23 protein-coding genes are annotated in these 24,279 nt (G+C 66.5%); 18 read left to right on the forward strand and 5 right to left on the reverse strand.

Translation table 11 applies throughout. The annotated features are described in order from the left end of the window. Positions 1–4 precede the first annotated feature (4 nt). The 4 genes from VES41_RS05565 to VES41_RS05580 are packed head-to-tail and all read left to right on the forward strand — an operon-like array spanning position 5 to position 3,786. Complete coding sequence (locus tag VES41_RS05565) at positions 5–517, forward strand: hypothetical protein (protein WP_324814036.1); 513 nt, start codon at positions 5–7, stop codon at positions 515–517. After that, a complete protein-coding gene (locus VES41_RS05570; protein WP_324814037.1) occupies positions 514–1,215 on the forward strand; it encodes an RNA ligase family protein in 702 nt (233 codons plus the stop codon). The genes VES41_RS05565 and VES41_RS05570 overlap by 4 nt, the downstream gene beginning before the upstream one ends. A gap of 23 nt (positions 1,216–1,238) precedes the next feature. Beyond that, positions 1,239–2,975, forward strand: a complete 1,737-nt coding sequence (locus tag VES41_RS05575) for an AIPR family protein (RefSeq protein WP_324814040.1) — start codon at positions 1,239–1,241, stop codon at positions 2,973–2,975. Positions 2,976–2,979: 4 nt separating this feature from the next. Further along, complete coding sequence (locus VES41_RS05580) at positions 2,980–3,786, forward strand: HNH endonuclease (RefSeq protein WP_324814042.1); 807 nt, start codon at positions 2,980–2,982, stop codon at positions 3,784–3,786. Positions 3,787–4,179: 393 nt separating this feature from the next. On the opposite strand, the gene gyrB is transcribed toward VES41_RS05580, so the two are convergent. The 3 genes from gyrB to dnaA form a co-directional block, all read right to left on the reverse strand. Next, positions 4,180–6,807, reverse strand: coding sequence for a DNA topoisomerase (ATP-hydrolyzing) subunit B (gene gyrB / locus VES41_RS05585; RefSeq protein WP_324814044.1), 2,628 nt, complete (start codon positions 6,805–6,807; stop codon positions 4,180–4,182). A gap of 100 nt (positions 6,808–6,907) precedes the next feature. Beyond that, on the reverse strand, positions 6,908–8,014 hold the full coding sequence (dnaN, locus tag VES41_RS05590; protein WP_324814046.1) for a DNA polymerase III subunit beta: 1,107 nt from the start codon (positions 8,012–8,014) through the stop codon (positions 6,908–6,910). A 140-nt stretch (positions 8,015–8,154) separates the two neighbouring features. Beyond that, on the reverse strand, positions 8,155–9,534 hold the full coding sequence (dnaA, locus tag VES41_RS05595) for a chromosomal replication initiator protein DnaA (protein WP_324814048.1): 1,380 nt from the start codon (positions 9,532–9,534) through the stop codon (positions 8,155–8,157). A 412-nt stretch (positions 9,535–9,946) separates the two neighbouring features. Here dnaA and rpmH point away from each other — a divergent pair, with 412 nt between their 5' ends. The 7 genes from rpmH to VES41_RS05630 all read left to right on the forward strand — a co-directional run bounded on the left by rpmH (position 9,947) and on the right by VES41_RS05630 (position 15,645). Continuing rightward, positions 9,947–10,081: a 50S ribosomal protein L34 gene (gene rpmH / locus VES41_RS05600; RefSeq protein WP_047486751.1), complete on the forward strand. Its 135-nt coding sequence runs from the start codon at positions 9,947–9,949 to the stop codon at positions 10,079–10,081. Between the two features lie 88 nt (positions 10,082–10,169). Further along, positions 10,170–10,625 carry a ribonuclease P protein component gene (locus VES41_RS05605; RefSeq protein WP_324814056.1) on the forward strand — a complete coding sequence of 152 codons (456 nt, stop codon included), beginning with the start codon at positions 10,170–10,172 and terminating at the stop codon, positions 10,623–10,625. Next, positions 10,622–10,960: a membrane protein insertion efficiency factor YidD gene (yidD, locus tag VES41_RS05610; RefSeq protein WP_324814060.1), complete on the forward strand. Its 339-nt coding sequence runs from the start codon at positions 10,622–10,624 to the stop codon at positions 10,958–10,960. Before VES41_RS05605 ends, yidD begins: the two co-directional genes overlap by 4 nt. Continuing rightward, a complete protein-coding gene (gene yidC / locus VES41_RS05615) occupies positions 10,957–12,777 on the forward strand; it encodes a membrane protein insertase YidC (protein WP_324814062.1) in 1,821 nt (606 codons plus the stop codon). The genes yidD and yidC overlap by 4 nt, the downstream gene beginning before the upstream one ends. A gap of 64 nt (positions 12,778–12,841) precedes the next feature. After that, entirely contained in the window at positions 12,842–14,254 is a 1,413-nt protein-coding gene (gene mnmE / locus VES41_RS05620) for a tRNA uridine-5-carboxymethylaminomethyl(34) synthesis GTPase MnmE (RefSeq protein WP_324814065.1), read from the forward strand. A 96-nt stretch (positions 14,255–14,350) separates the two neighbouring features. After that, entirely contained in the window at positions 14,351–14,812 is a 462-nt protein-coding gene (locus VES41_RS05625; RefSeq protein ID WP_324814983.1) for a cyclic nucleotide-binding domain-containing protein, read from the forward strand. A gap of 35 nt (positions 14,813–14,847) precedes the next feature. Next, the gene (locus VES41_RS05630) at positions 14,848–15,645 is read left to right on the forward strand and encodes a hypothetical protein (RefSeq protein ID WP_324814067.1); all 798 of its coding nucleotides are present in this window, start codon (positions 14,848–14,850) and stop codon (positions 15,643–15,645) included. Positions 15,646–15,658: 13 nt separating this feature from the next. Here the strand turns inward: VES41_RS05630 and VES41_RS05635 are convergent, their stop codons facing one another. Then, the gene (locus tag VES41_RS05635) at positions 15,659–17,647 is read right to left on the reverse strand and encodes a cation:proton antiporter (protein WP_324814072.1); all 1,989 of its coding nucleotides are present in this window, start codon (positions 17,645–17,647) and stop codon (positions 15,659–15,661) included. Between the two features lie 113 nt (positions 17,648–17,760). On the opposite strand from VES41_RS05635, the gene VES41_RS05640 reads away from it, so the two are divergent. The 4 genes from VES41_RS05640 to VES41_RS05655 are packed head-to-tail and all read left to right on the forward strand — an operon-like array spanning position 17,761 to position 20,789. Continuing rightward, a complete protein-coding gene (locus tag VES41_RS05640) occupies positions 17,761–18,765 on the forward strand; it encodes a KpsF/GutQ family sugar-phosphate isomerase (RefSeq protein ID WP_324814075.1) in 1,005 nt (334 codons plus the stop codon). A 37-nt stretch (positions 18,766–18,802) separates the two neighbouring features. Then, positions 18,803–19,372 (forward strand): KdsC family phosphatase, encoded by a 570-nt coding sequence (locus VES41_RS05645; protein WP_324814077.1) that lies wholly within the window; start codon positions 18,803–18,805, stop codon positions 19,370–19,372. Then, entirely contained in the window at positions 19,372–20,004 is a 633-nt protein-coding gene (gene lptC, locus VES41_RS05650) for an LPS export ABC transporter periplasmic protein LptC (protein WP_324814079.1), read from the forward strand. Before VES41_RS05645 ends, lptC begins: the two co-directional genes overlap by 1 nt. Then, on the forward strand, positions 20,001–20,789 hold the full coding sequence (locus VES41_RS05655) for an SDR family oxidoreductase (RefSeq protein ID WP_324814083.1): 789 nt from the start codon (positions 20,001–20,003) through the stop codon (positions 20,787–20,789). Before lptC ends, VES41_RS05655 begins: the two co-directional genes overlap by 4 nt. A 79-nt stretch (positions 20,790–20,868) precedes the next feature. Here the strand turns inward: VES41_RS05655 and VES41_RS05660 are convergent, their stop codons facing one another. Continuing rightward, the gene (locus VES41_RS05660) at positions 20,869–21,369 is read right to left on the reverse strand and encodes an RNA-binding protein (protein WP_324814085.1); all 501 of its coding nucleotides are present in this window, start codon (positions 21,367–21,369) and stop codon (positions 20,869–20,871) included. Between the two features lie 543 nt (positions 21,370–21,912). Here VES41_RS05660 and metX point away from each other — a divergent pair. The 3 genes from metX to VES41_RS05675 are packed head-to-tail and all read left to right on the forward strand — an operon-like array spanning position 21,913 to position 24,272. Further along, positions 21,913–23,055 (forward strand): homoserine O-succinyltransferase MetX, encoded by a 1,143-nt coding sequence (metX, locus tag VES41_RS05665; protein WP_324814087.1) that lies wholly within the window; start codon positions 21,913–21,915, stop codon positions 23,053–23,055. Further along, positions 23,052–23,639 (forward strand): methionine biosynthesis protein MetW, encoded by a 588-nt coding sequence (metW, locus tag VES41_RS05670; protein WP_324814089.1) that lies wholly within the window; start codon positions 23,052–23,054, stop codon positions 23,637–23,639. The genes metX and metW overlap by 4 nt, the downstream gene beginning before the upstream one ends. Before the next feature lie 33 nt (positions 23,640–23,672). Then, the gene (locus VES41_RS05675; RefSeq protein WP_324814092.1) at positions 23,673–24,272 is read left to right on the forward strand and encodes a YigZ family protein; all 600 of its coding nucleotides are present in this window, start codon (positions 23,673–23,675) and stop codon (positions 24,270–24,272) included. Positions 24,273–24,279: the final 7 nt, after the last annotated feature.

The raw sequence follows: 24,279 nt of genomic DNA on the forward strand, positions 1-24,279 counted from the left end.
CGTAATGCTCGCCGCCAGCGCAATCTCTGACCTGTCCAATGTCGCGGCGCGAGCGATGCCGAATGAGATCGAGTTGCGCGAGTTGGTATACGAATGGCTGATGCAATTCGATCTCTCGAACGACCACATCGTGCTGGACGATGTTGGATTGGTGCGAGCGGAATACGAGCGCAACATGCCATACAACTGGCGTGAGCAGGAGTACGGCATGCGGGTACTTCAAAACAAGATTGACCACATGCAGGTGGATCACGTGCCGATCGACACATTTGAGGGCAATGGTGAGCACATAGCCGTACTCGAAGCTGTGCACGAGGCCATCGTCACCGACCGAGAGGACCGCAAATGGATCGCGTGCGCGCTGGCGGCGCTGATCCTGTTTGATGAATCGCCCCCCATTGTTTACGGCGCAGAGACAGACTGGCATGTCGCCAGAGCACAGTTGGAGGCCCTCGGAGTGTGCTTTCAGCCACTGTTACCTGCCGATTGGTATCGGGTCAAAGCGGGTCATCCATGACAGAAGGCTTCTTTCGCTTTCCCCATACTCCGCACCTGGTGTGGCTAGGCCAGACCGAGCCGCGCGACGACAAGGTGCTGTCGTCTGACGAAGCCAAATCTTTGTTGACAGCCGACGTTGTGGTGGAAGAAAAACTCGATGGCGCCAATCTCGGCTTTTCCCTCGCCCCCGATGGCAGTCTGCGCGCGCAGAACCGTGGGCAGTATTTGTCTGAACCTCATGCCGGCCAGTTTGCCCGGCTGCCAGCGTGGCTTGCCCTGCATGGTGACGCGCTGCGCGAGGTACTGATGCGCGACATCATCCTTTTCGGCGAGTGGTGCGCCGCACGTCACTCGCTGGACTATGCCGCGCTGCCCGACTGGTTCCTGCTGTTCGACGTGTATGACCACAGACTGGATCGTTTCTGGAGTAGCTCGCGTCGAAATGCGCTCGCCGACTTCGCAGGGTTGGCCACGGTGCCCCTGATCGCGCGCGGAAAGCACACGGTTGTTGAACTTGAGCGGTTGGTGGTCGCAACCATCAGCCGTTATCGCCATGGGCCGCTGGAGGGGGTTGTGGTTCGCCGCGAGTCTGCAGACTGGTGCGAGGCCAGGGCGAAACTCGTGCGGGCTGATTTCAATCAGGCTATTGCGGCGCATTGGCGCAGACGTGCCATTGAATGGAATAGGGTGGATCCCAACAGGCAGAGCCACGCTTGAGCTGTGTACAAGGAGAAAAGAGATTGTTCGAGAAGATCACTCAAGACATCGCACAGAGCTACTACCAGCAGCACTTTCCCAATGATGGGCAGCGCTTCGTGGCTTGGTATGTACGCAACATCCACGCGCAAGACGCTAGTCAGGCGCGCTACTGCATTACCGATGGCTCAGATGACAAGCAGATTGATGCCATCGTGATCGACGACGATGCGCAGGCGGTCTACGTGGTGCAGGGCAAGTTCATCGCCACCCAGGCGGTGGATGCAGCGCCGCTGCGGGAGGTGCTTTCATCCTGGGTTCAGCTGAAGGACCTGGCCGCACTGCAACAGAATGCCAACAACCGCCTCAAGCAGCGGCTAACAGACCTATCTGCGGCGCTGGACGATGGATATGACGTCCACTTCGAGCTCATCACCACAGGCGAGTTGACAGATGCGGCGCGGAACGACTTGGCCCTATTTCAGAAGGAGCTGGCTGCATCCGATGACCTACCCGCCACGCTGACGCTGGTGAACACGGACGAGCTGCAGCGTCGTTACGAACTCTCGCTGGAAAAGGAAAACCCCTTTCTCAAGCACGAGTTGACTTTGGTGCCGGGCAAGTACATGAGCATGGAAATGGCCGGAACGGCAGTGATAGTTGCGGCCGTGCCCTTGAAAAGCTGCCTGGCGTTTCCCGGCATTAAGGACGGGGCGCTCTTCCAGAAGAACGTGCGCCAGTCACTGGGCTTGTCGAACAGCGTGAACAAGCAGATCAAAGCCACCATTTACGGAGACAAGCATCGCGACTTTTTCTTCTTTCACAACGGAATCACGGCAATCTGCTCGCGTATGGCGCTCCACGGCGATCATCTGCAGTTGCAGGGGCTGAGCGTAGTCAACGGCTGCCAGTCGCTGACCACCATCTTGTCTTGCAGCGAGAAGGTCAAGCAGCTCGACGACACCTTCGTAATGTTCCGCTTCTACGAAATTCCCCAGCACGACCGCGCCGATCGCATCAGCATTTCGACCAACTCGCAGTCTACGGTGAAGCCGCGAGATCTGCGCAGCAATGACAAGCGGGTATTGGTGCTTAAGAAGTCCTTCGAGCAGCGCTATCAAGACGGGCAGTTTCTGACCAAGCGCGGCGAGCAGCCGACCGCTGACAAGAACTCTGCGCGGGTGGTGGACTTGGGAAATCTAGGCAAGCGCCTGATGGCTTGGCATTCACAGCGGCCCAACATCTCGTATAGCGAGACCAAAATTTTCGACAAGTATTTCGAGCAGCTCTTCAAGCGTGACTACGCGCCGGAACGCATTGCTGCCTTGCAGGATTGGACGGCTCTTGTAGAGGCAGGATGGGGCAAGGACAATCCTCACGGCTTCAATGAGACACTACTGGCGATGCGTGCGTATGCGCCGTTCCACCATCTGTACGCAGTGTCCATGTGCTTTGCCGTGGCAAGCAAGCACGTAGATCGTGTGCCGGCGCCTGATCGGGCTTGGCGGCAAGCTCAAGATAGGGGTATCGCCGAATGGACCGTGACGGTAGCTGCCACGGCGCTGAACTTCGCGCTGGAGACGGCAGCCAACGAGCCACAGCCGGGGAGCAAGGTGTTTAGCCCCGTCAACTGGATCAAGACCAAGACTTGCTTGAGCGGCATCACCAATGCCATCCAGATGCAGCTGATGATGATGCCCAACATCCCGGGTGGAAAGGAGAAGCGTGAGGCTCTGGTGTTGGAGGCGGATGCGTTTGAATATCGTTGGCAGGCGGACTGAGTAGATGAACCCGCTGCAGCGCGCCCTGATCGAAAAGGCAGGGCATGACTACGGCTTTGAGCATGTACTGGTCAGTGGCCTGGAAGGTGTGGTGCTAGCCTCAGCGCGGCATGCGGCGCGCGCGCAGGTGTCCGCCCTGCCTGCGGGTGGCTACGTGTTGCGCTTGCTTCAGGTCGCCACGCCAGCTTTGCTGCCCGAGATGCATCGCTCCTTCGCCACTGTGCTTCACTCGGACGGCTTTGCGGCTGGCTCTGTAGCCGAACTGGCCGCATTGTTTCGCCGCGCCTCTGGCCTGGCGCGGGCCCTGCCCAGCCAAGTTGCACAGGACTACGAGGCCGCTGTTTCCAGCGAGTTGGCAAAGTTGCCAGGTGGCCTAGGTGGCACTGAGGTGGAGCGGGTGGTCCGTCAGCGAGTGGGGCAACAAAAGTTTCGTGCAGCCATGCTCGACTATTGGGGCGGCGCCTGTGCCGTGACTGGTGTGGCGCTGCCCGAGGTGCTGCGCGCCAGCCATGCCAAGCCTTGGGCGGCATGCGTCAGTGACGCCGAAAGGCTTGACGTGTTCAACGGCTTCTTGCTGGTCGCCAACCTGGATGCGTTATTCGACCGCTTTCTGATCAGTTTTGATGACGACGGGCAGTTGTTGGTGTCGCCACGGTTAAGCGCTGATGATCAAGGTTGTTTGGGATTGAGCCCCGGCATGGCGCTTCGCTGGTTGAGCGATACGCATCGCCGCTACTTGGCATGGCATCGCGGTCAAACCACTGGCGGCAACTCGCTCTCTGGGCAGCAGCAGCCCGCAAGAGAACTCTAAGCCCACTCGCTCCCGAGTGCTGGCGTAAGAGGGATATTTGTCGCCAGGTGGCGCCGCCAAAGGGCGGATCGCGATGGCCGAGAACGGCAACTGCGCGCCTAGGCGATGGTTGTTTGCGACGCGCAGCGCCGTCCGCGCGCCGCATGATGAGGCCTGCCTCGTTTCCATGCATACGGGCGGGTGCTCCGATTCAGCGCAATGGCGCCGAGAATCCGGCGAATTCGACTAAGTCCAGACAAATCGACGCGAGTCCGCTGAAATTCGCTCCTCTCGCGAGCCTTTGCTCGACGATTCCTGATGGTCATTCAGGTGGACCGCCTGCCGGGCGAGCCCATGGATTTCTCATCTTATGGGTCTCAGATTCTCACCTAATGGGTAGCCCTACAAAGACGCTCAAACGTCAATATTCGCCGCCCGCAGCGCATTCGTCTCGATGAACTCCCGGCGCGGCTCGACCTCGTCGCCCATCAGCATGGTGAACACGTGGTCGGCCTCGATCGCGTCGTCGATCTGCACCCTGAGCAGGCGGCGCACGTTCGGGTCCATGGTGGTTTCCCACAGCTGCTCGGGGTTCATCTCGCCCAGACCCTTGTAGCGCTGGCGGCTGGTGGCGGCTTCGGCCTGGCCGATCAGCCAGCGCATGGCGGTGCGGAAGTCGCTCACGCGCTCTTCCTTGGCCCTTTCGCCTTCGCCGCGGCGCACCATGGCGCCCTCGGACAGCAGGTTGCGGAAGGTGCCAGCGGCCTCGGCCAGCGCGGCGTAGTCGGCGCCGTGGACGAAGTCCTGGGTCAGCACGCTGCTCTTGATGTTGCCGTGGTGGCGGCGGCTGATGCGCAGCACCGGCTTGTCGGTGCGCGCGTCGAATTCGCTTGCCACTTCGGCGGGCACGCCGGTGGTATTGAGCTCGCGCAGCTTCGCCTGCAATGCCACGGCGCTCGCCTCGGCGGCCGGCGTGGTGTCCAGGTCCAGCGCGACGCCGTCGGCGATGGCGCGCAGCGCCTCGGCATCCATGAAGCCACCCAGCCGGTCGATGACCGCCTCGGCCAGCTGGTGCTTGCGCGCCAGTTCGGCCAGGGTGTCGCCGTCGATCAGGGTGGGCTTTTCGCCGCCGGTGCTGATGCTCGCGTCCTTGAGCGCCACCTTGAGCAGGAAGGCGTCGAGTGCCGGGCCGTCCTTGAGGTATTGCTCTTCCTTGCCGACCTTCACCTTGTACAGCGGCGGCTGCGCAATGTAGATGTGGCCGCGCTCGACCAGCTCCGGCATCTGCCGGTAGAAGAAGGTCAGCAGCAGGGTGCGGATGTGCGCGCCGTCCACGTCGGCGTCGGTCATGATGATGATGCGGTGGTAGCGCAGCTTGCTGACGTCGAAGTCGTCCGCGCCGCCGCCCGAGGTGGTTGCGCCGGCACGGCCGATGCCGGTGCCCAGCGCGGTGATCATGGTCAGGATCTCGTTGCTGGTCAGCAGCTTCTCGTAGCGCGCCTTCTCCACGTTCAGGATCTTGCCGCGCAGCGGCAGGATGGCTTGGAATTTCCGGTCGCGGCCCTGCTTGGCCGAGCCGCCGGCGGAGTCGCCCTCCACCAGGTAGACCTCGCAGAGCGCCGGGTCCTTTTCCTGGCAGTCGGCCAGCTTGCCGGGCAGGCCCATGCCGTCGAGCACGCCCTTGCGGCGCGTCATCTCGCGTGCCTTGCGCGCCGCTTCGCGGGCCCGGGCGGCCTCGACGATCTTGCCGCAGATGATCTTGGCGTCGGCCGGGCGTTCCTGCAGGTAGTCCGACAGCAGGCGCCCGACGATGTCCTCGACCGGCGCGCGCACTTCGCTGGACACCAGCTTGTCCTTGGTCTGGCTGGAGAACTTGGGCTCGGGCACCTTCACGCTGAGCACGCAGCACAGGCCTTCGCGCATGTCGTCGCCGGTGACCTCGACCTTCGCCTTCTTGGCGAAGTCGTTCTCTTCGATGTACTTGTTGATCACGCGCGTCATGGCGGCGCGAAGACCCGTCAGGTGGGTTCCGCCGTCACGCTGCGGGATGTTGTTGGTGAAGCACAGCACCTGCTCGTTGTAGCCGCTGTTCCACTGCATCGCCACCTCGACGCCGATGTGCGTACCGGGAATGCCGCCGTAGGTTTCCGCCGGCTTCTCGCCTGCCGCGTAGAACGGCGTGGGGTGCAGCACCTGCTTGCCCTTGTTGATGAACTCGACGAAGCCCTGCACGCCGCCGGCGCCGGAGAAGTCGTCTTCCTTGCCGCTGCGCTCGTCGATGAGGCGGATGCGCACGCCGTTGTTCAGGAAGCTCAGCTCGCGCAGGCGCTTGGAGAGGATCTCGTAGTGGAAGTCGTTGTTCTCCTTGAAGATCTCGGTGTCCGGCAGGAAGTGCACCTCGGTGCCGCGCTTCTCGGTCTCGCCGGTGATCTTCATCGGCGAGACTTCCACGCCGTTGACGGTCTCGATGATCCGGTTCTGCAGGAAGCCGCGGCTGAACTCGAGCACGTGCACCTTGCCTTCGCGGCGCACCGTCAGGCGCAGCATCTTGGACAACGCATTGACGCAGCTCACGCCCACGCCGTGCAGGCCGCCGGACACCTTGTAGCTGTTCTGGTTGAACTTGCCGCCCGCGTGCAGCTCGGTCAGGGCGATCTCGGAGGCCGAGCGCTTGGGCTCGTGCTTGTCGTCCATCTTCACGCCGGTGGGAATGCCGCGGCCGTTGTCCACCACGCTGATGGAGTTGTCGGTGTGGATGGTCACGACGATGTCGTCGCAGTAGCCGGCCAGTGCCTCGTCGATCGAGTTGTCGACCACCTCGAACACCAGGTGGTGCAGGCCGGTGCCGTCGGACGTGTCGCCGATGTACATGCCCGGGCGTTTGCGCACCGCTTCGAGGCCTTCGAGGATGGTGATCGAGCCTTCACCGTAGGCTTCGGCCGAAGCCTGCGCCAGCTGCGCGGTTGCTGCGCCCTGGGCGAGCGTGTCGGCGCCGGCCCCATCGATACGCGGTGCGTCCGGCTTCACTTCTTCGGTGCTCATCAGATTTCCTCAAACTCTTGCTGTGATCGGGGCCTGCGACGGTGGCCCCTTGTGCGGCCGGCGCCGCGCGGGCCGGCCGGTGGTTGCTGTCGGTGCGCGGTCAGATCCGCATCGGCATCACGACGTACTTGAACTCGTCGTTCTCCGGAATCGTCACCAGTGCCGAGCTGTTGGAGTCCTGCAGGTCGATGCGGACCATGTCCTGGCTCATGTTGGCCAGCGCCTCGCTCAGGTAGGTGACGTTGAAGCCGATCTCGATGGCGTCGCCGCCGTAGTCGATGTCGATCTCGTCCTGCGCTTCCTCCTGCTCGGCATTGCTCGAGGCGATGCGCAAGGTGCCCGGCTCGATGTTCAGGCGCACGCCCTTGAACTTCTCGGACGTCAGGATGGCGGTGCGATTGAGCGCCGCCAGCAGCGCCGTGCGGCCCAGCGTGACGCTGTTCTTGTGGCCCTTGGGGATGACGCGGTTGTAGTCGGGGAACTTGCCCTCGACCAGCTTCGTGACGAACTCCATGCCGTCGAACGTGAAGCGGGCCTGGTTGCTGGCGAACTGCATCTCGATGGCGCCTTCGGCGTCGGACAGCAGGCGCTGCAGCTCCAGCACCGTCTTGCGCGGCAGGATCACTTCCTGGCGCGGCACCTCGACGTCCAGCGTGGCGCTGACGAAGGCCAGCCGATGCCCGTCGGTGGCGACCAGCGAGAGCTGCTTGCCTTCGGCGACGAACAGGATGCCGTTGAGGTAGTAGCGGATGTCATGCACCGCCATCGCGAACGAAACCTGCGACAGCAGGTTCTTGAGCGTCTTCTGCGGCACGCTGAAGGCCGGGCCGAAATTGGGCGACTCCTGCACCAGCGGGAAGTCCTCGGCCGGCAGGCTCTGCAGCGTGAACCGGCTCTTGCCGCCCTTGAGCAGCAGCTTGTTCTGGCTCGACTCGAGGCTCACGGTCTGGTCGGCCGGCATGGTGCGCAGGATGTCCACCAGCTTGCGCGCGCCCACCGTCGTGGTGAACGCGCCCTCGTCGCCTCCCAGCTCGGCCGTGGTGCGGATCTGGATTTCCAGGTCGCTCGTCGTCAGCTGGACCTGGCCGCCTGCCTTGCGGATCAGCACGTTGGCCAGGATCGGAAGCGTGTGCCGCCGCTCGACGATACCGGCCACCGATTGGAGGGCGGCGAGGACTTTGTCTTGAGTTGCCTTCAAAACGATCATGGTCTACCTCTTCTCTTCCTTTTTGTTTCCTGGATCCGGAACCTGGACACCCGACGCGCCCGGTACAGCGCCGGCGCGGCGATGATGGGACAGGCGGGTGACGCGGCAGTGGCGGCTCGGGCGCATGGGCGGTGTGGTCTTCAGCCCTTGAGCGTCTGCTCGAGCACGTGCAGTTGCTGGTTGAGTTCGGACAGCTGCTGGCGCTCGCCGGAGATCTTGCGCACCGCGTGCAGCACGGTCGTGTGGTCGCGGCCACCGAACAGCTCGCCAATTTCGGGCAGGCTCTTCTGCGTCAATTCCTTGGCCAGGTACATGGCAATCTGGCGCGGGCGGGCGATCGAGGCCGGGCGCTTCTTGCTGTACATGTCGGCGACCTTGATCTTGTAGTAGTCCGCCACCGTCTTCTGGATGTTTTCCACCGAGATCTGCCGGTTCTGGATCGACAGCAGGTCGCGCAGCGCCTCGCGCGCCAGCACGATCGAGATCTCTTTCTGGTTGAAGCGCGAGTAGGCCAGGATCTTGCGCAGCGCCCCCTCGAGCTCGCGCACGTTGGAGCGCACGTTCTTGGCCACGAAGAAAGCCACCTCTTCGGGCATCTCGGCACCTTCTGCGCGCGCCTTGTTGATCAGGATGGCCACGCGCATCTCGAGTTCGGGCGGCTCGATCGCCACCGTCAGCCCCGAGTCGAAGCGCGACACCAGCCGCTCGTGGATGTCCGCCAGCCCCTTCGGATAGGTGTCGCTGGTCATCACGATGTGGCTCTTCTTGGCCAGCAGGGCCTCGAACGCGTTGAAGAATTCTTCCTGCGTGCGATCCTTGTTGGCGAAGAACTGCACATCGTCGATCAGCAGCAGGTCGAGCGAGTGATAGCGCTCCTTGAACTCGTCGAAGGTCTTGCGCTGGTACGCCTTGACCACATCCGAGACGAACTGCTCGGCGTGGATGTAGAGAACCTTGGCGTCCGGCCTGTCGGCCTGCAGCCGGTTGCCCACGGCGTGCATCAGGTGGGTCTTGCCCAGGCCGACGCCGCCGTAGATGAACAGCGGGTTGTACAGGTGCCCCGGCATGCCGGCCACGTGCATGGCCGCGGCGCGCGCCATGCGGTTGGCCGTGCCTTCGACCAGGGTGTCGAAGGTCAGGCTGGCGTTGAGCCGGCTCTTGAAGCCGGCAACCGGCGGCTCTTCGCCCAGGCCGACCACGTCCCGCGGCACGTCGGTGTAAGCCGAGACGGCCACGGGGGCAGGCATGACGGGCGCTTCACGCGGAGCGAGCGCTAACTCAATGGTGACCGGCTGGCCGTTCAGCTTCTCGGCCAGCGCGGCGATCTTGCCGGCGTACTGGGCGCGAATCCAATCGAGCTTGAAGCGGTTGGCGACGAAGACGGTGACGCGCGACAGGTCGTCCGTGACCTGTGCGGTCAGCGGTTTGATCCAGGTGTTGAATTGCTGCTCGGACAGCTCCTGCGCGAGCTGGTCGACGCAGGCTTGCCAAAGACTTTCGCCGATGCCGTCACTGGACATGGATGGGAAGGCGCAGGGTGTATCCCTCGGGCATTGTCGTTGTAGGGTTGTGGATAGCCGCGCTGCGGGCAAGCCGTCCATTCTAACTTCTCAAGACGTTATCCACACCGCCTTTCGGCGCCCGGCAGGGCTATCTGTGGGCAGCCCGATACGGGCCTCGAATTGTGCTTGTCGCAAATGTTTGCGATAATCGCGGGTTTCCCTCAGTGCGCTTCATTTCCAGGTGCGGTGCGAGCCGAGCTACTTGCGGAGGCGGGGGAGCAAAGAAAAGAGAAGCGCTGCGGCAGGCCAGAGTCCGCTCACGCCCAGGGCCCAGCCATCATGGGCCGGGCACGGCCCGATGGGCGCTTCGAGTTAAGCCGTTGGCGGGGCGTCTGGCCACCACGCCAAGACCATCAGGAAATTTTCAATCATGAAACGTACTTACCAAGCTTCCAAGACCCGTCGCGCCCGCACCCACGGCTTTCTGGTCCGCATGAAGACCCGTGGCGGCCGCGCCGTCATCAACGCCCGCCGCGCCAAGGGCCGCAAGCGCCTGGCCGTCTGACGGCCAGCGTCGGGTTCACGCCCAGACCCACGCCTCGAGACTGGCTGGCGCCGGCTTCGACGATGGCCGACCTGCCGTGTCCAGCCTCATGATGCGGTTGAAGACACGTGCGCAGTTCCAGGCCGTTCTAGCCGGGACCACGGTGGCGCGCACCCCCCATTTCGCGTTGCATCGCCGGACCGCCGAGGCGGCCGGCGCGCTGTCGTCTGCGCCATCCGCGGATGAAGCGCCCGGGCGGCGCGAGCCCCCGCTGTTCGACGGCGCGGGCCCGTGGCTCGGCGCAATGGTGCCCAAGCGCTGGGCGCGCCGCGCCGTCACGCGCAACGCCATCAAGCGCCAGATCTATCAAGTGAGCGCCAGCTTCGAAGCCGCCGCGCCGAACGCCGCGTACATCGTGCGCCTGCGCGCCGGTTTCGACCGCACCGCCTTTCCAAGTGCCGCCTCGGGTCCGCTGAAGGCGGCCGTGCGCGCTGAACTGCTGCGGCTTTTCGAGCGCGTGGCGGCGCCGGCACCTGCCGTGGCCCGTCCGGAAGGCTCGGCATGAGCGCCGGCCCGGCGGTCCCCGCCAGTGCTCGCGCCAGCGGGCCGGTGGCGCGCCTGCTGGTGTGGCTGGTGCGCGGCTATCGGCTGCTGCTCAGCCCGTGGCTGGGTTCGGCCTGCCGCTTCGAGCCGACCTGTTCCGTCTATGCCATCGACGCGTTGCAGTGCCACGGCGCGGCGCGCGGCAGCTACCTGACGCTGCGCCGCCTGGCACGTTGCCAGCCGTGGTGCGAGGGCGGGCACGATCCCGTCCCCTCCGCCGGCGGCAGCGCCGGCGCCGGTGCGCGTCCGGCGCTGTTTTCCTCTCTTCTCCCGTACGACAAGAAGTCCCCTCCATGAACGACATCCGCCGAACCATCCTGTTGGTGATCTTTGGGTTCTCGCTGATATTGCTGTGGGACCAATGGCAGGTCTACAACGGCCGCGTGCCGACCTTCCTGCCCACGGCCTCGCAGAAGGCGCACGACGCCGCCGGCAAGCAACCCGTCGCCCCGGCCGGCAATGCGGCCGGCCATGGCGCGGATGGCGTTCCGGCACCGGCTGCGGCGAGCAGCGCCGGCGGCACCGTGCCGGTGCAGGCGGCCGCGGCCGCGCCCGCCGGCACGCAGGTCGAAGTCAAGACCGACGTGTTCCGGGCGGTGATCGACAGCCAGGGCGGCACGCTGTCGCGGCTCGAGCTGAGCCAGTTCATGGACGAGACGAACAACCACGGCTTGGTGGAGTGGTTCAAGAAGCTCATCGGCCGTCCGGTCCCGCTCAATGAGGTCAAGCCCGTGGTGCTGATGGAGGACGGCTCGCCGGCGGTGCGCTACGTCGCCCAGACCGGCCTGCTGAACCCGACCGAAGGCGGCCCGCGCTTCCCGACCCACCTGGCGCCGATGACCGTCCAGCCCGGCGCGCGCGTGCTCGCCGATGGGCAGGACACGCTGGAGGTGTCGTTCGAGTCGCAGCCCGAAGGCGGCATCAAGTACGTCAAGACCTACGTCTTCAAGCGTGGCGACTACGTCATTCACGTCAAGCACCAGGTGGTCAACGTGAGCGACCAGCCGCGCGACGTGCAGGTCTACATGCAGTTGGTGCGCCACGGCACCGTGCCGGGCACCACCATGTTCGGCGCCAACACCTTCACCGGCCCGGCCTTCTACACGGAAGAGAAGAAGTTCCACAAGGTGGCCTTCGCCGACATCGCCAAGGGCAAGGGCGAGGTGCCGCCGCCGGCCAACGACGGCTGGGTGGCAATGGTGCAGCATTACTTCGCCTCCGCCTGGCTGCTCAACCTGCCGGGCAACGAGAAGCTGCGCCGCGAATTCCGCGTGCGCGACCTGGGCAACAACCAGTTCTCGGCCGCGGTGGTCATGAACCTGCCGCAACTGGCGCCCGGCGCCACCCGCACGCTCGACAGCAACCTGTTCGCCGGCCCCGAAGAGGAAAAGAAGCTCGAGGCGCTGGCTCCGGGGCTCGAGCTGGTCAAGGACTACGGCGTCTTCGCCATCATCTCCAAGCCGCTGTACTGGCTGCTGAACAAGCTGCACACGCTGCTGGGCAACTGGGGCTGGTCGATCGTTGCCCTGGTGGTGCTGCTCAAGGCCGCCTTCTACTGGCTCAATGCCAAGGCCTACGGCAGCATGGCCAAGATGAAGGCCATCAATCCGCGCATCATGGAAATGCGCGAGCGCCTCAAGGACAAGCCGCAGGAGATGCAGCAGGAGATGATGCGCATCTACCGCGAGGAAAAGGTCAACCCGATGGGCGGCTGCCTGCCGATCGTGATCCAGATCCCGGTGTTCATCGCGCTGTACTGGGTGCTGCTGTCGTCGGTCGAGATGCGCCACGCGCCCTGGATCGGCTGGATCCACGACCTGTCCGCACCCGACCCGTGGTTCATCCTGCCGGTGATCATGACGGCCAGCTCGCTGGTCCAGACCTGGCTGAACCCGACCCCGCCGGACCCGATGCAGGCTCGCCTGATGTGGATCATGCCGCTGGCCTTCTCGGTCATGTTCATCTTCTTCCCGGCCGGCCTGGTGCTCTACTGGATCACCAACAACATCCTGTCGATCGCCCAGCAGTGGGTCATCAACAAGCGGCTGGGCGTGATCCCGGACCGCAAGACCGCCGCCGCGGCCAAGACGGCCGTCGCCGTCAAGAAGAAGTAGCACGTCGCACAGTCTGGACGTCCGGGGCCGCGAAAGCGGCCCTTTTTGCTGAAAGAATCGCCCCATGCTGGCTCGCCATGCGGATCCCATCGTTGCCCTCGCCACTGCGCCGGGTCGTGGCGCGGTGGGCATCGTGCGGGTGTCCGGCGCGAACCTGGGTCCGCTGGTCCGGGCCCTGTGCGGACGGGCGCTGCGCCCGCGCGAGGCCACGTACCTGCCCTTCCTCGACGCGAGCGGGCAGCCGCTGGACCGCGGCCTGGCCATCTACTTCCCGGCGCCCCATTCGTTCACCGGCGAAGACGTGCTGGAGCTGCAGGCGCACGGCGGCCCCGTCCTGCTGCAGCTGCTGCTGGCGCGTTGCCTGGAGGCGGCCGCCGAATCGGACGACGCCACCGGCCAGCCGCGCGCGGCCAACCTGAGGGTGGCGCAGCCGGGCGAATTCAGCCAGCGCGCGTTCCTCAATGGCAAGCTCGACCTGGCCCAGGCCGAGGCCATCGCCGACCTGATCGACGCCAGCACCGAGGCGGCCGCGCGAAGTGCCAGCCGCTCGTTGTCGGGCGAGTTTTCGCGCGAGATCCACGGCCTGCGCGACGCGCTGATCCACCTGCGCATGCTGGTCGAGGCGACGCTGGACTTTCCCGAGGAAGAAATCGACTTCCTGCGCCAGGCGGACGCGGCGGGCCAGTTGGCGGCGCTACGCGCGCGGCTGGCAGCGGTGCAGGCACGCGCACGCCAGGGGGCGTTGCTGCGAGAGGGCATCAAGGTCGTCATTGCCGGCCAACCCAACGCCGGCAAGAGCTCGCTGCTCAACGCGCTGGCCGGCGCCGAACTGGCGATCGTCAGCAACGTGCCCGGCACAACGCGCGACGTGGTCGCGCAGACCATCCAGATCCAGGGGGTGCCGGTGCATGTGGCCGACACGGCCGGGTTGCGCGACAGCAGCGACGAGGTCGAGCGCATCGGCATCGCGCGCGCCTGGGGCCAGATCGAAGGCGCAGATGCCATCGTGTTCCTGCACGACCTCACCCGGGCCGGCGAGCCGGGCTATGCCGACGCGGACGCCGCGCTGCTGCGGCGGATCCGCCAGGCGCTGCTCGCCAGCGTGCCGGTGCTCAATGTCTGGAACAAGCGCGACGCCGTCGGCGAACTGGCGCCGCAGCCGGCCGAGGGCATCGCCCTGTCGGCCCGCTCAGGCGAAGGCCTGGAAGACCTGCGGCAGCGGCTGCTCGCGGTGGCCGGATGGCAAGCCGTGCCCGAAGGGGTGTACCTGTCTCGCGCGCGGCACGTGCAAGCGCTGGCGCGCGTGGGCGATCATCTGGCGTCGGCGTCGTCCCAGCTGGATGCGCCCTCGCCCATGCTCGAGCTTCTGGCGGAGGAATTGCGCCTGTCCCAGAACGCGCTGAATGAAATCACAGGCGAGTTCGGCGCCGACGACCTGCTTGGCGTGATCTTCTCCCGCTTCTGCATCGGCAAATAGCACGTAGTAGTTACGTTAATTACATTTTGTACACAACAGCGGGAATATCGCTGATACTGGCGGCGCCTCCATTCACGGAGCGCTACGCCCATGTCCGTGCCCATCCAGGAACTTTGTCGCGCTATTTCGCAGAACACCAGCTACGACGCGTTCGCGCCGTCGCTGAATGCCCAGCAATGGGAAATGCTGGCGACCTACCTGCAGCCCCTTGACCTGCCGCCGGGCCAGATCCTGATCGACCAGGGCTCGCAGGACCGCTCCCTCTACTTCATCGAAAGCGGCGCACTCAGCGTGCACGTGATCAGCTCGAGCGGAAAGATGCAGCTGGCCATCCTCAACGCCGGGTCGGTGGTGGGCGAAGGTGCCTTCTTCTCGCACCTGCCGCGTTCGGCCAACGTGATCGCCACCGGCGCCAGCCGTCTCTGGCGGCTGACGCCGATCCGCTTCTCCGAGATGGTCAACCGCCAGCCGGCGCTGGCACTGGAAGTGGCCATGGCGCTGGGCGCCGTCATTGCAAAGCGCATGGTCAACAAGCCCAAGCGCGTCGCGGTGACCTGAGGCGCGCTGGCGCAGCGCACCCGGATCGACACACCATGGCGCTGCTGTGCGAGCATTGCCGGGCCGAGAACCGCAACGCGGCCAAGTTCTGCAAGGGGTGCGGGCGCAAGATCGCCCAATCCTGGCCGAGCGAAGCGCCGGCCGGGCTGGGCGCCGACCCGGCCATGGCATTGGCGACCGGCGTTTCCGCCGCCGCGGCGCCGCCATCCCTGCCGCCGTGGGCTTCGAACGATCTTCCGGAGTTTCCCGGTGCACCAGGCGCCATCGACGCCGACGCGCCCCGTGCCCGGCTCCTGCTGCCGGCGCTGGCGGGCGTGATCATCGCCGTGGCCTCCGTGGCATGGCTGGCCATCGGGCATCGCGCTCCGTCGGCGGGATTGGCCAGCGCCGCAGCTTCTGCTGCGCCAGCCACCCCGCCGCCCGCAGCCCCATCGGTGAATGCCGCCGCACCGGCAGCGAAGGCGCCGCCGACGGAATCAACCCACGCCGCCGCGACCGTGGACGCCGTGCCGGCCACAGTGGCGGCCGAGCCGCCGGCGGTGGCCGAGCAGCCGGCACCGGCGAAACCGGTGCGCAAGCCGGTCGCGCGCAAGCGCGCACCTCCGCCGCCGCCTCCGGCAGTGGCCGCCGCCCCGCCGCCTGAGGTGGCGCCCCCGCCTCCGCCCCCGCCGTCGCCGCAGGAAGCCTGCGCCGGCCGCAACTTCATCGCCAAGGCGCGCTGCCTGGCCGACCAATGCGCCCAGGCGTCGCAAAGAAGCCATCCCCAATGCCAGGCCGTGCGCGACCAGCAGCGGCTGGAGGAAGAAAAGCGCAACCCGCAGTGGGCAAGCTAGCGGCCCGCGGCGACTAGGCTCGCCGCGCCAGCCGCTCCATCGCCTCGGCCAGGGGCGCTGCCTTGCCCGAGAGCACCAGCATGTCGCCGGCCGCCAGGTGCGCCTGGCCGGTGGCCTCGCTGCGCCGGCCGTTGCGCGTGCGAAGACTCACCACCCGCACCCCGAGCGATTCCAGCCCCAGGCTGTCGATGTCCTGCCCCACGGCGCGTGCGCCCGGCTCGAGTGTGATGCTGTCGAAGCGCTCCTGTTCGACCTCGTCGGGATGGTCGTCGTCGGCGCCGTGGAAGTAGCCGCGCAGCAGCTGGTAGCGCGCATCGCGCTGGTCCTGCACCACCCGGATCACCCGCCGCAAGGGCACGCCGACCAGCGCCAACGCATGGCTGGCCAGCATGAGCGAGCCTTCGATCGCCTCCGGCACCACCTCTGCGGCACCCGCGGCCTGCAAGCGTTCCAGGTCGTGGTCGTCCTGGGTTCGAACGATGACCGGCACCTGCGGCGCATGTGCGCGGCTGTTGGCCAGCACCTTCAACGCACCGGGAACGTCGAGGTAGGTGACCACCACGGCGCTGGCGCGTGCCAGGCCGGCTGCCATCAGCGCTTGCAGTCTGGCCGCATCGCCGAACACCACCGAGTCGCCGGCGGCCGACGCCTGTCGCACCCTGTCGGGATCGAGATCGAGCGCCACGTAGGGAATGCCTTCGCGCTCCAGGATGCGCGCCAGGTTCTGCCCGCAGCGCCCGTAGCCGCAGATGATCACGTGGCGGGTCGTGTTGATGGTCTTGCGGGCGATGGACGTCATCTGCAGCGACTGCTGCAGCCAGTCGCTGGCCACCAGCTTGCGTACGATCGCCTCGCTGTAGAGGATGATGAACGGCGTGGCCAGCATCGAGGTCACCATCGACGCGAGCACGGGGTTGATCAGCCAGTCGGGGATGAGTTCGCGTTGGCTGGCCAGCGTCAGCAGCACGAAGCCGAACTCGCCCGCCTGCGCCAGGTACAGCGCGGCGCGCAGCGACACGCCGGTGGTCGCCCCCAGCACGCGCGCCAGTACCAGCACCAGGCCCAGCTTGAAAGCCAGCGGCAGGACCAGCAGGACGGCCACCAGGCGCCAGCGCTCGACCACCACGTGCCAGTCGAGCGCCATGCCGATGGTGATGAAGAACAGGCCCAGCAGCAGGTCGTGGAAGGGCCGGATGTCGGTTTCCACCTGGAGCTTGAACTCCGTCTCGGACACCAGCATGCCGGCGATGAAGGCGCCCAGCGCCAGGCTCAGGCCGGCCCGCTCGGTCAGCCAGCTCAGCCCGAGGGTGATCAGCAGCAGGTTGAGCATGAACAGCTCCTCGCTGCGCCGCCGGGCCACCAGGGTGAGCCACCACCGCATGATGCGCGGGCCGCCGAAGAGCAGCACCGCCACCAGCGCGCCGGCCTTGAGCATGGCCACCAGCAGCGCCGTCAGCAGCAGGTCCGGCGGCGTGCCCAGCGCCGGGACCACCACCAGCAGGGGCACCACCGCCAGGTCCTGGAACAGCAGCACGCCCATGACGCGCTTGCCGTGCTCGCTGTCGAGCTCGAGCCGCTCGGCCATCAGCTTGACCACGATCGCGGTGCTGCTCATGGCCAGCGCGCCGGACAGGGCGAGCGCTGTCTGCCAGGAAAAGCGCCACTGCGGCGGCAGCAGGCGTGCCAGCAGCAGCGCACCGCCGGTGGCAAGGACCATCGTCAGCACCACCTGCAGCAAACCCAGCCCGAAAACGTGGCGGCGCATCGCGCGCAGCTTGGGCAGGTTGAACTCGAGGCCGATGACGAACATCAGGAACACCACGCCGAACTCGCCCAGGTGGCGGATTCCTTCGGAGTCGTGCGCAAGTGCCAGCGCGTGCGGACCGATGACGACGCCGGCCACCAGGTAGCCGAGCATCGGCGGCAGCTTCATCGAGCGGCAAACCACCACGCCGCTGACCGCGGCGAGCAGATAGAGCAGCGTGAGCTCGAACGAAGACATCGCCTGATCCTATTCGAGGCGGCGACCTGCCGGCGGCCACACGCGGCCGGCAAGCGGTTTCCAAGTGCCCGAGCCGCACGCCCGGCGCGGCCCGGGCGCCTAGAATCCGGTCGATGAGCACCCCGACGCCCGACACCGCTGCCGCCTTCGACCCCGACGCGATGCTGGCGCGGGCGCGCGCCACCTTCGACATCGAGGCGCAGGCCGTGCTCGGCCTGAAGCAGCGCGTCGGCGGCAATTTCGTCGAGGCGGTGCGCCGCATCCTCGCGGTTCGCGGCCGCGTGGTCGTGATGGGCATGGGCAAGAGTGGCCACGTGGGCCGCAAGATTGCCGCCACGCTCGCTTCCACCGGCACGCCGGCCATGTTCGTCCATCCGGCCGAAGCCAGCCATGGCGACCTGGGAATGATCAAGGCGGTCGACCTGGTGCTGGCCATCTCCAACAGCGGCGAGGTCGAGGAACTCACCACCATCCTGCCGGTCGTCAAGCGCCAGGGCGTCCCGCTCATCGCCATGACCGGCCGGCTCGACTCCACGCTGGCCAACCATGCCGACGTCGTGCTCGACGCCGGCGTCGAGAAGGAAGCCTGTCCGCTCAACCTCGCGCCAACCGCCAGTACCACGGCACAGATGGCGCTTGGCGACGCCCTGGCGGTGGCCTTGCTCGACGCCCGCGGCTTCGGCGCCGAGGACTTCGCCCGCTCGCATCCCGGAGGGGCGCTCGGGCGCAAGCTGCTGACGCACGTCAGCGACGTCATGCGCAGCGCCGATCAGGTGCCGCGCGCCACGCCGCAGGCCACGGTGAGCGAACTCATGCGCGCCATGAGCGTTGGCGGCTTCGGTGCCGCCGTGGTGGTCGAGCCCGATGGCCGGCCCAGCGGCATCTTCACCGACGGCGACCTGCGCCGGCTGGTCGAGGGCGGCGTCGACCTGCGCAGCGCGCGCGCAGACGAGGTGATGCATCGCGGCCCGCGCACCATCCGCGTCGAGGCCCTCGCGGTGGAAGCGGCCGAACTGATGGAACAGCACGGCATCACCCGCCTTTTCGTCATCGATGCCGATGGCCGCGTCGTCGGCGCCCTGAACACGCACGACCTCATGCGTGCGAAGGTGATCTGATGCGCGTTCGCCCGTCCGCTCCCACGGAGGCTGCCTCGTGAGCGCGGCGTCCCCCGCGGCGTCGCAACCGTTCCCGACCGAAGCCTTGCTCGCGGCGCAGGACGTGCGCGTGGCCTTCTTCGACGTCGACGGTGTGCTCACCGACGGCGGCGTCTACTTCACCGAGGCGGGCGAGACGCTCAAGCGCTTCTCCATCCTCGACGGCCTGGGACTGAAGCTGCTGCAGCGCGCCGGCATCGTCCCGGCCGTCGTCACCGGCCGCGACTCCAAGCCGCTGCGCCTGCGCCTGGAAGCGCTGGGCGTGCAGCACGTGCGCTACGGCACCGAGGACAAGCTGCCAGCCGCACAAGCCATGCTGGACGCCCTCGGCCTGGATTGGACCCAGGCGGCGGCCATCGGCGACGACTGGCCGGATCTGCCCGTGCTCTGCCGGGCCGCGCTGGCCGTCGCGCCGCCCAACGCACACGTGGAAGTGCGCTCCGTGGCACACCACGTGACGCGGGCACGCGGCGGCGAAGGCGCGGCGCGCGAGTTCTGCGACCTGCTGCTCACCGCCGGTGGGCACTACCGTCGCATGCTGGACGCGGCGCGGGGGCCGCAGCCTTGATGGCGCTGCCACGCTGGCTGACCGTCGGGCTGGATCGATTGACGATCTACCTGCCGATCGTGCTCGCCGCCGCACTCGCCCTGAGCTCCTACTGGCTCGTGCGCATCGCGCCCAAGCTCTCGTCGCCCACCACGCCGGCAGCGCCGACCCACGAGCCCGACTACTTCATGCAGGGCTTCGTGGTCAAACGCTTCCTGCCCAACGGCGACCTGCGCAGCGAACTGCGCGGCACCGAAGGGCGCCACTATCCCGACACCGACACGATGGAAGTCGACCAGGTGCAGCTGCGCAGCATCTCGCCGGCCGGGCTGGTCACCCACGCCACGGCCAAGCGGGGACTGTCCAACGCAGACGCCAGCGAGGTCCAGTTGTTCGGCGATGCCGTGGTGGTGCGCGACGAAGCACGCGACACCGACGGCACCGTGCTTCCGCGGCTCGAGTTTCGCGGGGAATTCCTCTGGGCCTTCGTCGACCAGGAGCGCGTGATGTCCAACAAGCCCGTGACATTGACGCGCGGCAGCGACACCTTCACGGCCGACGCCATGGACTACGACAAGATCACCGGCGTGGCGAACCTCAAGGGGCGCGTGCGCGGCGTCATCCAGCCGCCGGCAGCCGCCAAGGGCCGATGAGCGACGGCAAGGGTCCGCTGGTCTTCATCACCGGCGCTTCCAGCGGCATCGGGCAGGCGCTGGCCGCGCAGTATGCGCGGTCCGGCTGGCGGCTTGCGCTGTCGGCGCGCCGCGTCGATGAAGTGCAGGCATGGGCTCAGTCGCAGTCGATCGCCGCGGAACAGGTCCAGGTCTATGGGGCTGACGTGGCGCAGCCCGACAGCATCATCGGCGCGGGCCGGGCCTGCATCGAACGCCAGGGCCTTCCCGACGTGGTCATCGCCAATGCCGGCATCAGCATCGGCATGGACACCGCCGAGCGGGACGACCTGGACGTGATGGCGCAGACCTTCGCCATCAACAATCTTGGCATGGCGGCAACGTTTCATCCTTTCGTTGCGGCCATGCGTGCGCGCGGCAGCGGCCGCCTGGTCGGCATCGCCAGCGTGGCCGGAATCCGCGGCCTGCCGGGCCATGGCGCCTACTGCGGCAGCAAGGCCGGCGTGATCAGCTATTGCGAGAGCCTGCGCACCGAACTGCACGGCACCGGTGTGCGCGTGGTGACGATCTGCCCGGGCTACGTGGCCACGCCGCTGACCGAAGGCAACCGCTACGGCATGCCGTTCCTGATGCAGCCGGACGACTTCGCCGGACGCGCTCGCCGCGCGATCGAGGAAGGCAGCAGCTACCGGGTGATCCCGTGGCAGATGGGCGTCGTGGCGAAGCTGCTGCGCCTGGTGCCCAACGCGCTGTTCGACCGGGCCGTTCAGGGCCGGGGCCGCAAGCGCCGCCGCTCCGAAGCCTGAGGGGCGAAAAAGCAAAAGGGCTCCGATCGGAGCCCTTTCTTGTCCATTTGCTCGGGGCACCTTCGTGCCCCGGCGTGGATCAGTAGCTGCTGCTGCCGAAGCCCCGGCCGCCGCCACCGCCGCCGCTGCGCGGGCCGGTGCCGTACGGGCTGCGGAAGCCGCCGTCGCCGCGACCACCGCCGCCGCCACCGTAGCCACCACCACCGCCGCCGCCGTAGCCGCCGCCACCACCGCTGCGGCCACCGCCGCCGCCGCCGTAGCCGCCGCCACCACCACCATAGCCACCACCGCCACCGCCGTAGCCGCCGCCACCGCTGCGGGGGGGACGCGGCTCCATCGGGCGCGCTTCATTGACCACGACGCTGCGGCCGCCCAGGGGCTGGCCGTTCATGCCGTTGATGGCTGCTTGCGCTTCCGCGTCGCTGCCCATTTCCACGAAGCCGAAGCCCTTGGAGCGGCCGGTTTCGCGCTCCATCATGACCTTGGCGCTGGTGACCGAACCGAACTGGCCGAAGGCCTGCTCCAGATCACCGTCACGCACGGAATACGGCAGGTTGCCGACGTACAGTTTATTGCCCATCAAGGGACTCCTCAAAAATAACAAAACCAGCGATGGAGTCCCGTGAGCTTGACTCGCAAAATCAAGCTGAAAAGTCTCGCGAAACTGCCCGATCACCTACTTGCCATCCCATCCACCTATGAAAGGCCTTGGAAAGGCTTCGCGCATTATGTGTGATCTCTCGAAAAAGCAAGTAGGAAATTGATATCTCTAACGCAATAGGCAAGAAAAAAATCGAAGTGTGTACGCACTCATGCGGCGCCGTATATCAATGGCCTACATGGGCCACAGCGGTATCTCCCGATTCGCCGTTGCCGAGGTGCCTAACGGGTCGAAACGAGTCTGTCGCTTCGACCCAACGTCCGGGCGCGTCCGACCGCTTGCGTGGGCATCGGCAGCCGGCTCCGCCGCCTCGCGGCATGGGGTGGGCAAGCCCGCCGGCCGGGGAGCCTCGCTATACTGACGCCGCGCCGATTTGCTCCAGCTTGCGGGCGCTTGATAAATACTGCTAAAGACGGATGCCTACCCGGCTCGTTTTTGGCGAGGCCGGGTTTTTTATTGTCGATGTCCTTCGAAGTCACGCCCCAGACGATGTCGTTCGGCGAGCCGTTGCCGCTGCGCAGCGGCGCCCGGCTGGCCGGCTACTCGCTCACGTACGAAACCTACGGCACGCTGAACGCCAACCGCAGCAACGCCGTGCTGGTGTGCCACGCGCTCAATGCGTCGCACCACGTCGCCGGCGTGTATGCGGGCCAGCCGAAGTCCGAGGGTTGGTGGGACAACATGATCGGCCCCGGCAAGCCAGTCGATACCGACCGCTTCTTCGTGATCGGCGTCAACAACCTCGGCTCCTGCTTCGGCTCCTCGGGGCCGATGCACGTCAATCCGGAAACAGGCCGCGTCTGGGGAGCCGATTTCCCGGTCGTTACCGTCGAGGACTGGGTCGACGCACAGGCGCGCCTGCTCGATGCCCTCGGCATCGACACCCTGGCCGCCGTCATGGGCGGCAGCCTCGGCGGCATGCAGGCGCTTTCATGGACGTTGCAGTACCCGCGGCGCGTCAGGCATGCGGTCGTGGTGGCCAGCGCGCCCAACCTCACGGCCGAGAACATCGCCTTCAACGAGGTCGCGCGGCGGGCGATCGTGACCGATCCCGACTTCCACGGCGGGCATTTCTATGCGCATGGCGTGCTGCCCAAGCGTGGTTTGCGCATCGCCCGCATGATCGGACACATCACGTATCTCAGCGACGACGTGATGAACGAGAAGTTCGGCCGCGAGCTCAGGCACGCCACCGCCGAAGGCGCGTCGTACCGCTATTCCACGCAGGACGTGGAATTCCAGATCGAGAGCTACCTGCGCCACCAGGGCGACAAGTTCAGCGAGTACTTCGATGCCAACACGTACCTGCTCATCACCCGTGCGCTCGACTACTTCGACCCGGCGCTGGCCTACGGCGGCAACCTTTCCGCGGCGCTTGCCGCCGCGCAAGCAGCCTTCCTCATCGTGAGCTTCTCCACCGACTGGCGATTCGCGCCCCAACGCAGCCGCGAGATCGTGCACGCCCTGCTCGACAACCGCCGCCGCGTGAGCTACGCGGAGATCGACGCGCCGCACGGGCACGACGCTTTCCTGCTCGACGACGTGCGCTACCTCGGCGTCGTGCGCGCGTACTTCGAGGGCATCGCGCAGGAGGCCGCGCCGTGAGCGACGAGACGACCCAGCGCCGCATCGCGCAGATGGTGCCGCGCGGCTCGCGCGTGCTCGACCTCGGTTGCGGCGACGGCGCCTTGCTCGACCTGCTGCAGCGCGAGCGCGGCTGCACCGGCTACGGCGTGGAGATCGCCGACGGCAACGTGCTGAAATGCGTGCGCCGCGGCGTGGACGTCATCCAGCTCAACCTCGAGGAAGGGCTGGCGCTGTTCCAGGACGCCTCGTTCGACATCGTCCTGCAGATCGACACGCTGCAGCACCTGCGCAATGCGGAGGTCATGCTGCGCGAGACGGTGCGGGTCGGACGCGTGGGCATCATTGCCTTTCCGAACTTCGCCCACTGGCCCAATCGCCTGAGCATCGCCCGCGGGCGCATGCCCGTGACCCGCCGCCTGCCCTACGAGTGGTACGACACGCCGAACATCCGGGTCGGTACGTTCAAGGACTTCGAGGCGCTTGCGCACAAGAACAAGCTGCGCGTGCTCGAAGCATTCGGCCTGCAGAACGAACGCGAGGTGCGCTGGCTGCCCAATGCGCGCGCCGGCACGGCCGTGTTCCGCATCGAGCGCAGCGCCTGAGCGCGTGCGTCGGCAAGCGCGCCCGCGCCTGGCATGGCCTTCACCCTGACCGCCGCCGCCCACAGCGAACTGCTGGTCAAGAAGAGCCGCTTCATCGGCTGCGTCCAGCCGGTCACGGACCGGGCCGCCGCACGCCAGGTGGTCGACGGCCTGCGCGCCGAGCACCCGGCAGCGGGCCATGTGTGCTGGGCGCTCATGGCCGGCGGGCAGTCGGCGGCCAATGACGACGGCGAGCCCGGCGGCACCGCCGGGCGGCCCATGCTCGACGTGTTGCGCCATCGTGAACTCGACGGTGTACTCGCCACCGTGGTGCGCTACTTCGGCGGCGTCAAGCTCGGCGCCGGCGGACTGGTGCGCGCTTATACCGAAGCGGTGTCGCGCGCATTGGCCGACGCGCCGGTGATCCAACGCGTGCCGCGCAGCATCCTCGAATGTGCGCTGCCCTATGCACTCGAAGGCGCGGCGCGCCGCGAACTTGCCGCGTGCGGCGCCGACTTGCAGGACGTGCGCCACCAGGCCGACGTCCACCTGCGCTTCGAGGTCGACGCCGCCATCGCCTCGGCGCTGATGCAGCGGCTGCAGGACCTCAGCCAGGGCCGTGTGAAGTGGCACGAATCTGATTCCGCCGACTAATTTGTTA

It is taken from the genome of Variovorax sp. (assembly GCF_035634955.1).
Taxonomy (GTDB): domain Bacteria; phylum Pseudomonadota; class Gammaproteobacteria; order Burkholderiales; family Burkholderiaceae_C; genus Variovorax.

Coding starts and splice junctions, on each gene's coding strand:
- VES41_RS05565 (WP_324814036.1), top strand. CDS start 5: ATGCTCGCCGCCAGCGCAATCTCTGACCTGTCCAATGTCGCGGCGCGA.
- VES41_RS05570 (WP_324814037.1), top strand. CDS start 514: ATGACAGAAGGCTTCTTTCGCTTTCCCCATACTCCGCACCTGGTGTGG.
- VES41_RS05580 (WP_324814042.1), top strand. CDS start 2,980: ATGAACCCGCTGCAGCGCGCCCTGATCGAAAAGGCAGGGCATGACTAC.
- gyrB (WP_324814044.1), bottom strand. CDS start 6,807: ATGAGCACCGAAGAAGTGAAGCCGGACGCACCGCGTATCGATGGGGCC.
- dnaN (WP_324814046.1), bottom strand. CDS start 8,014: ATGATCGTTTTGAAGGCAACTCAAGACAAAGTCCTCGCCGCCCTCCAA.
- dnaA (WP_324814048.1), bottom strand. CDS start 9,534: ATGTCCAGTGACGGCATCGGCGAAAGTCTTTGGCAAGCCTGCGTCGAC.
- rpmH (WP_047486751.1), top strand. CDS start 9,947: ATGAAACGTACTTACCAAGCTTCCAAGACCCGTCGCGCCCGCACCCAC.
- VES41_RS05605 (WP_324814056.1), top strand. CDS start 10,170: ATGATGCGGTTGAAGACACGTGCGCAGTTCCAGGCCGTTCTAGCCGGG.
- yidD (WP_324814060.1), top strand. CDS start 10,622: ATGAGCGCCGGCCCGGCGGTCCCCGCCAGTGCTCGCGCCAGCGGGCCG.
- yidC (WP_324814062.1), top strand. CDS start 10,957: ATGAACGACATCCGCCGAACCATCCTGTTGGTGATCTTTGGGTTCTCG.
- mnmE (WP_324814065.1), top strand. CDS start 12,842: ATGCTGGCTCGCCATGCGGATCCCATCGTTGCCCTCGCCACTGCGCCG.
- VES41_RS05630 (WP_324814067.1), top strand. CDS start 14,848: ATGGCGCTGCTGTGCGAGCATTGCCGGGCCGAGAACCGCAACGCGGCC.
- VES41_RS05635 (WP_324814072.1), bottom strand. CDS start 17,647: ATGTCTTCGTTCGAGCTCACGCTGCTCTATCTGCTCGCCGCGGTCAGC.
- VES41_RS05640 (WP_324814075.1), top strand. CDS start 17,761: ATGAGCACCCCGACGCCCGACACCGCTGCCGCCTTCGACCCCGACGCG.
- lptC (WP_324814079.1), top strand. CDS start 19,372: ATGGCGCTGCCACGCTGGCTGACCGTCGGGCTGGATCGATTGACGATC.
- VES41_RS05655 (WP_324814083.1), top strand. CDS start 20,001: ATGAGCGACGGCAAGGGTCCGCTGGTCTTCATCACCGGCGCTTCCAGC.
- VES41_RS05660 (WP_324814085.1), bottom strand. CDS start 21,369: ATGGGCAATAAACTGTACGTCGGCAACCTGCCGTATTCCGTGCGTGAC.
- metX (WP_324814087.1), top strand. CDS start 21,913: ATGTCCTTCGAAGTCACGCCCCAGACGATGTCGTTCGGCGAGCCGTTG.
- VES41_RS05675 (WP_324814092.1), top strand. CDS start 23,673: ATGGCCTTCACCCTGACCGCCGCCGCCCACAGCGAACTGCTGGTCAAG.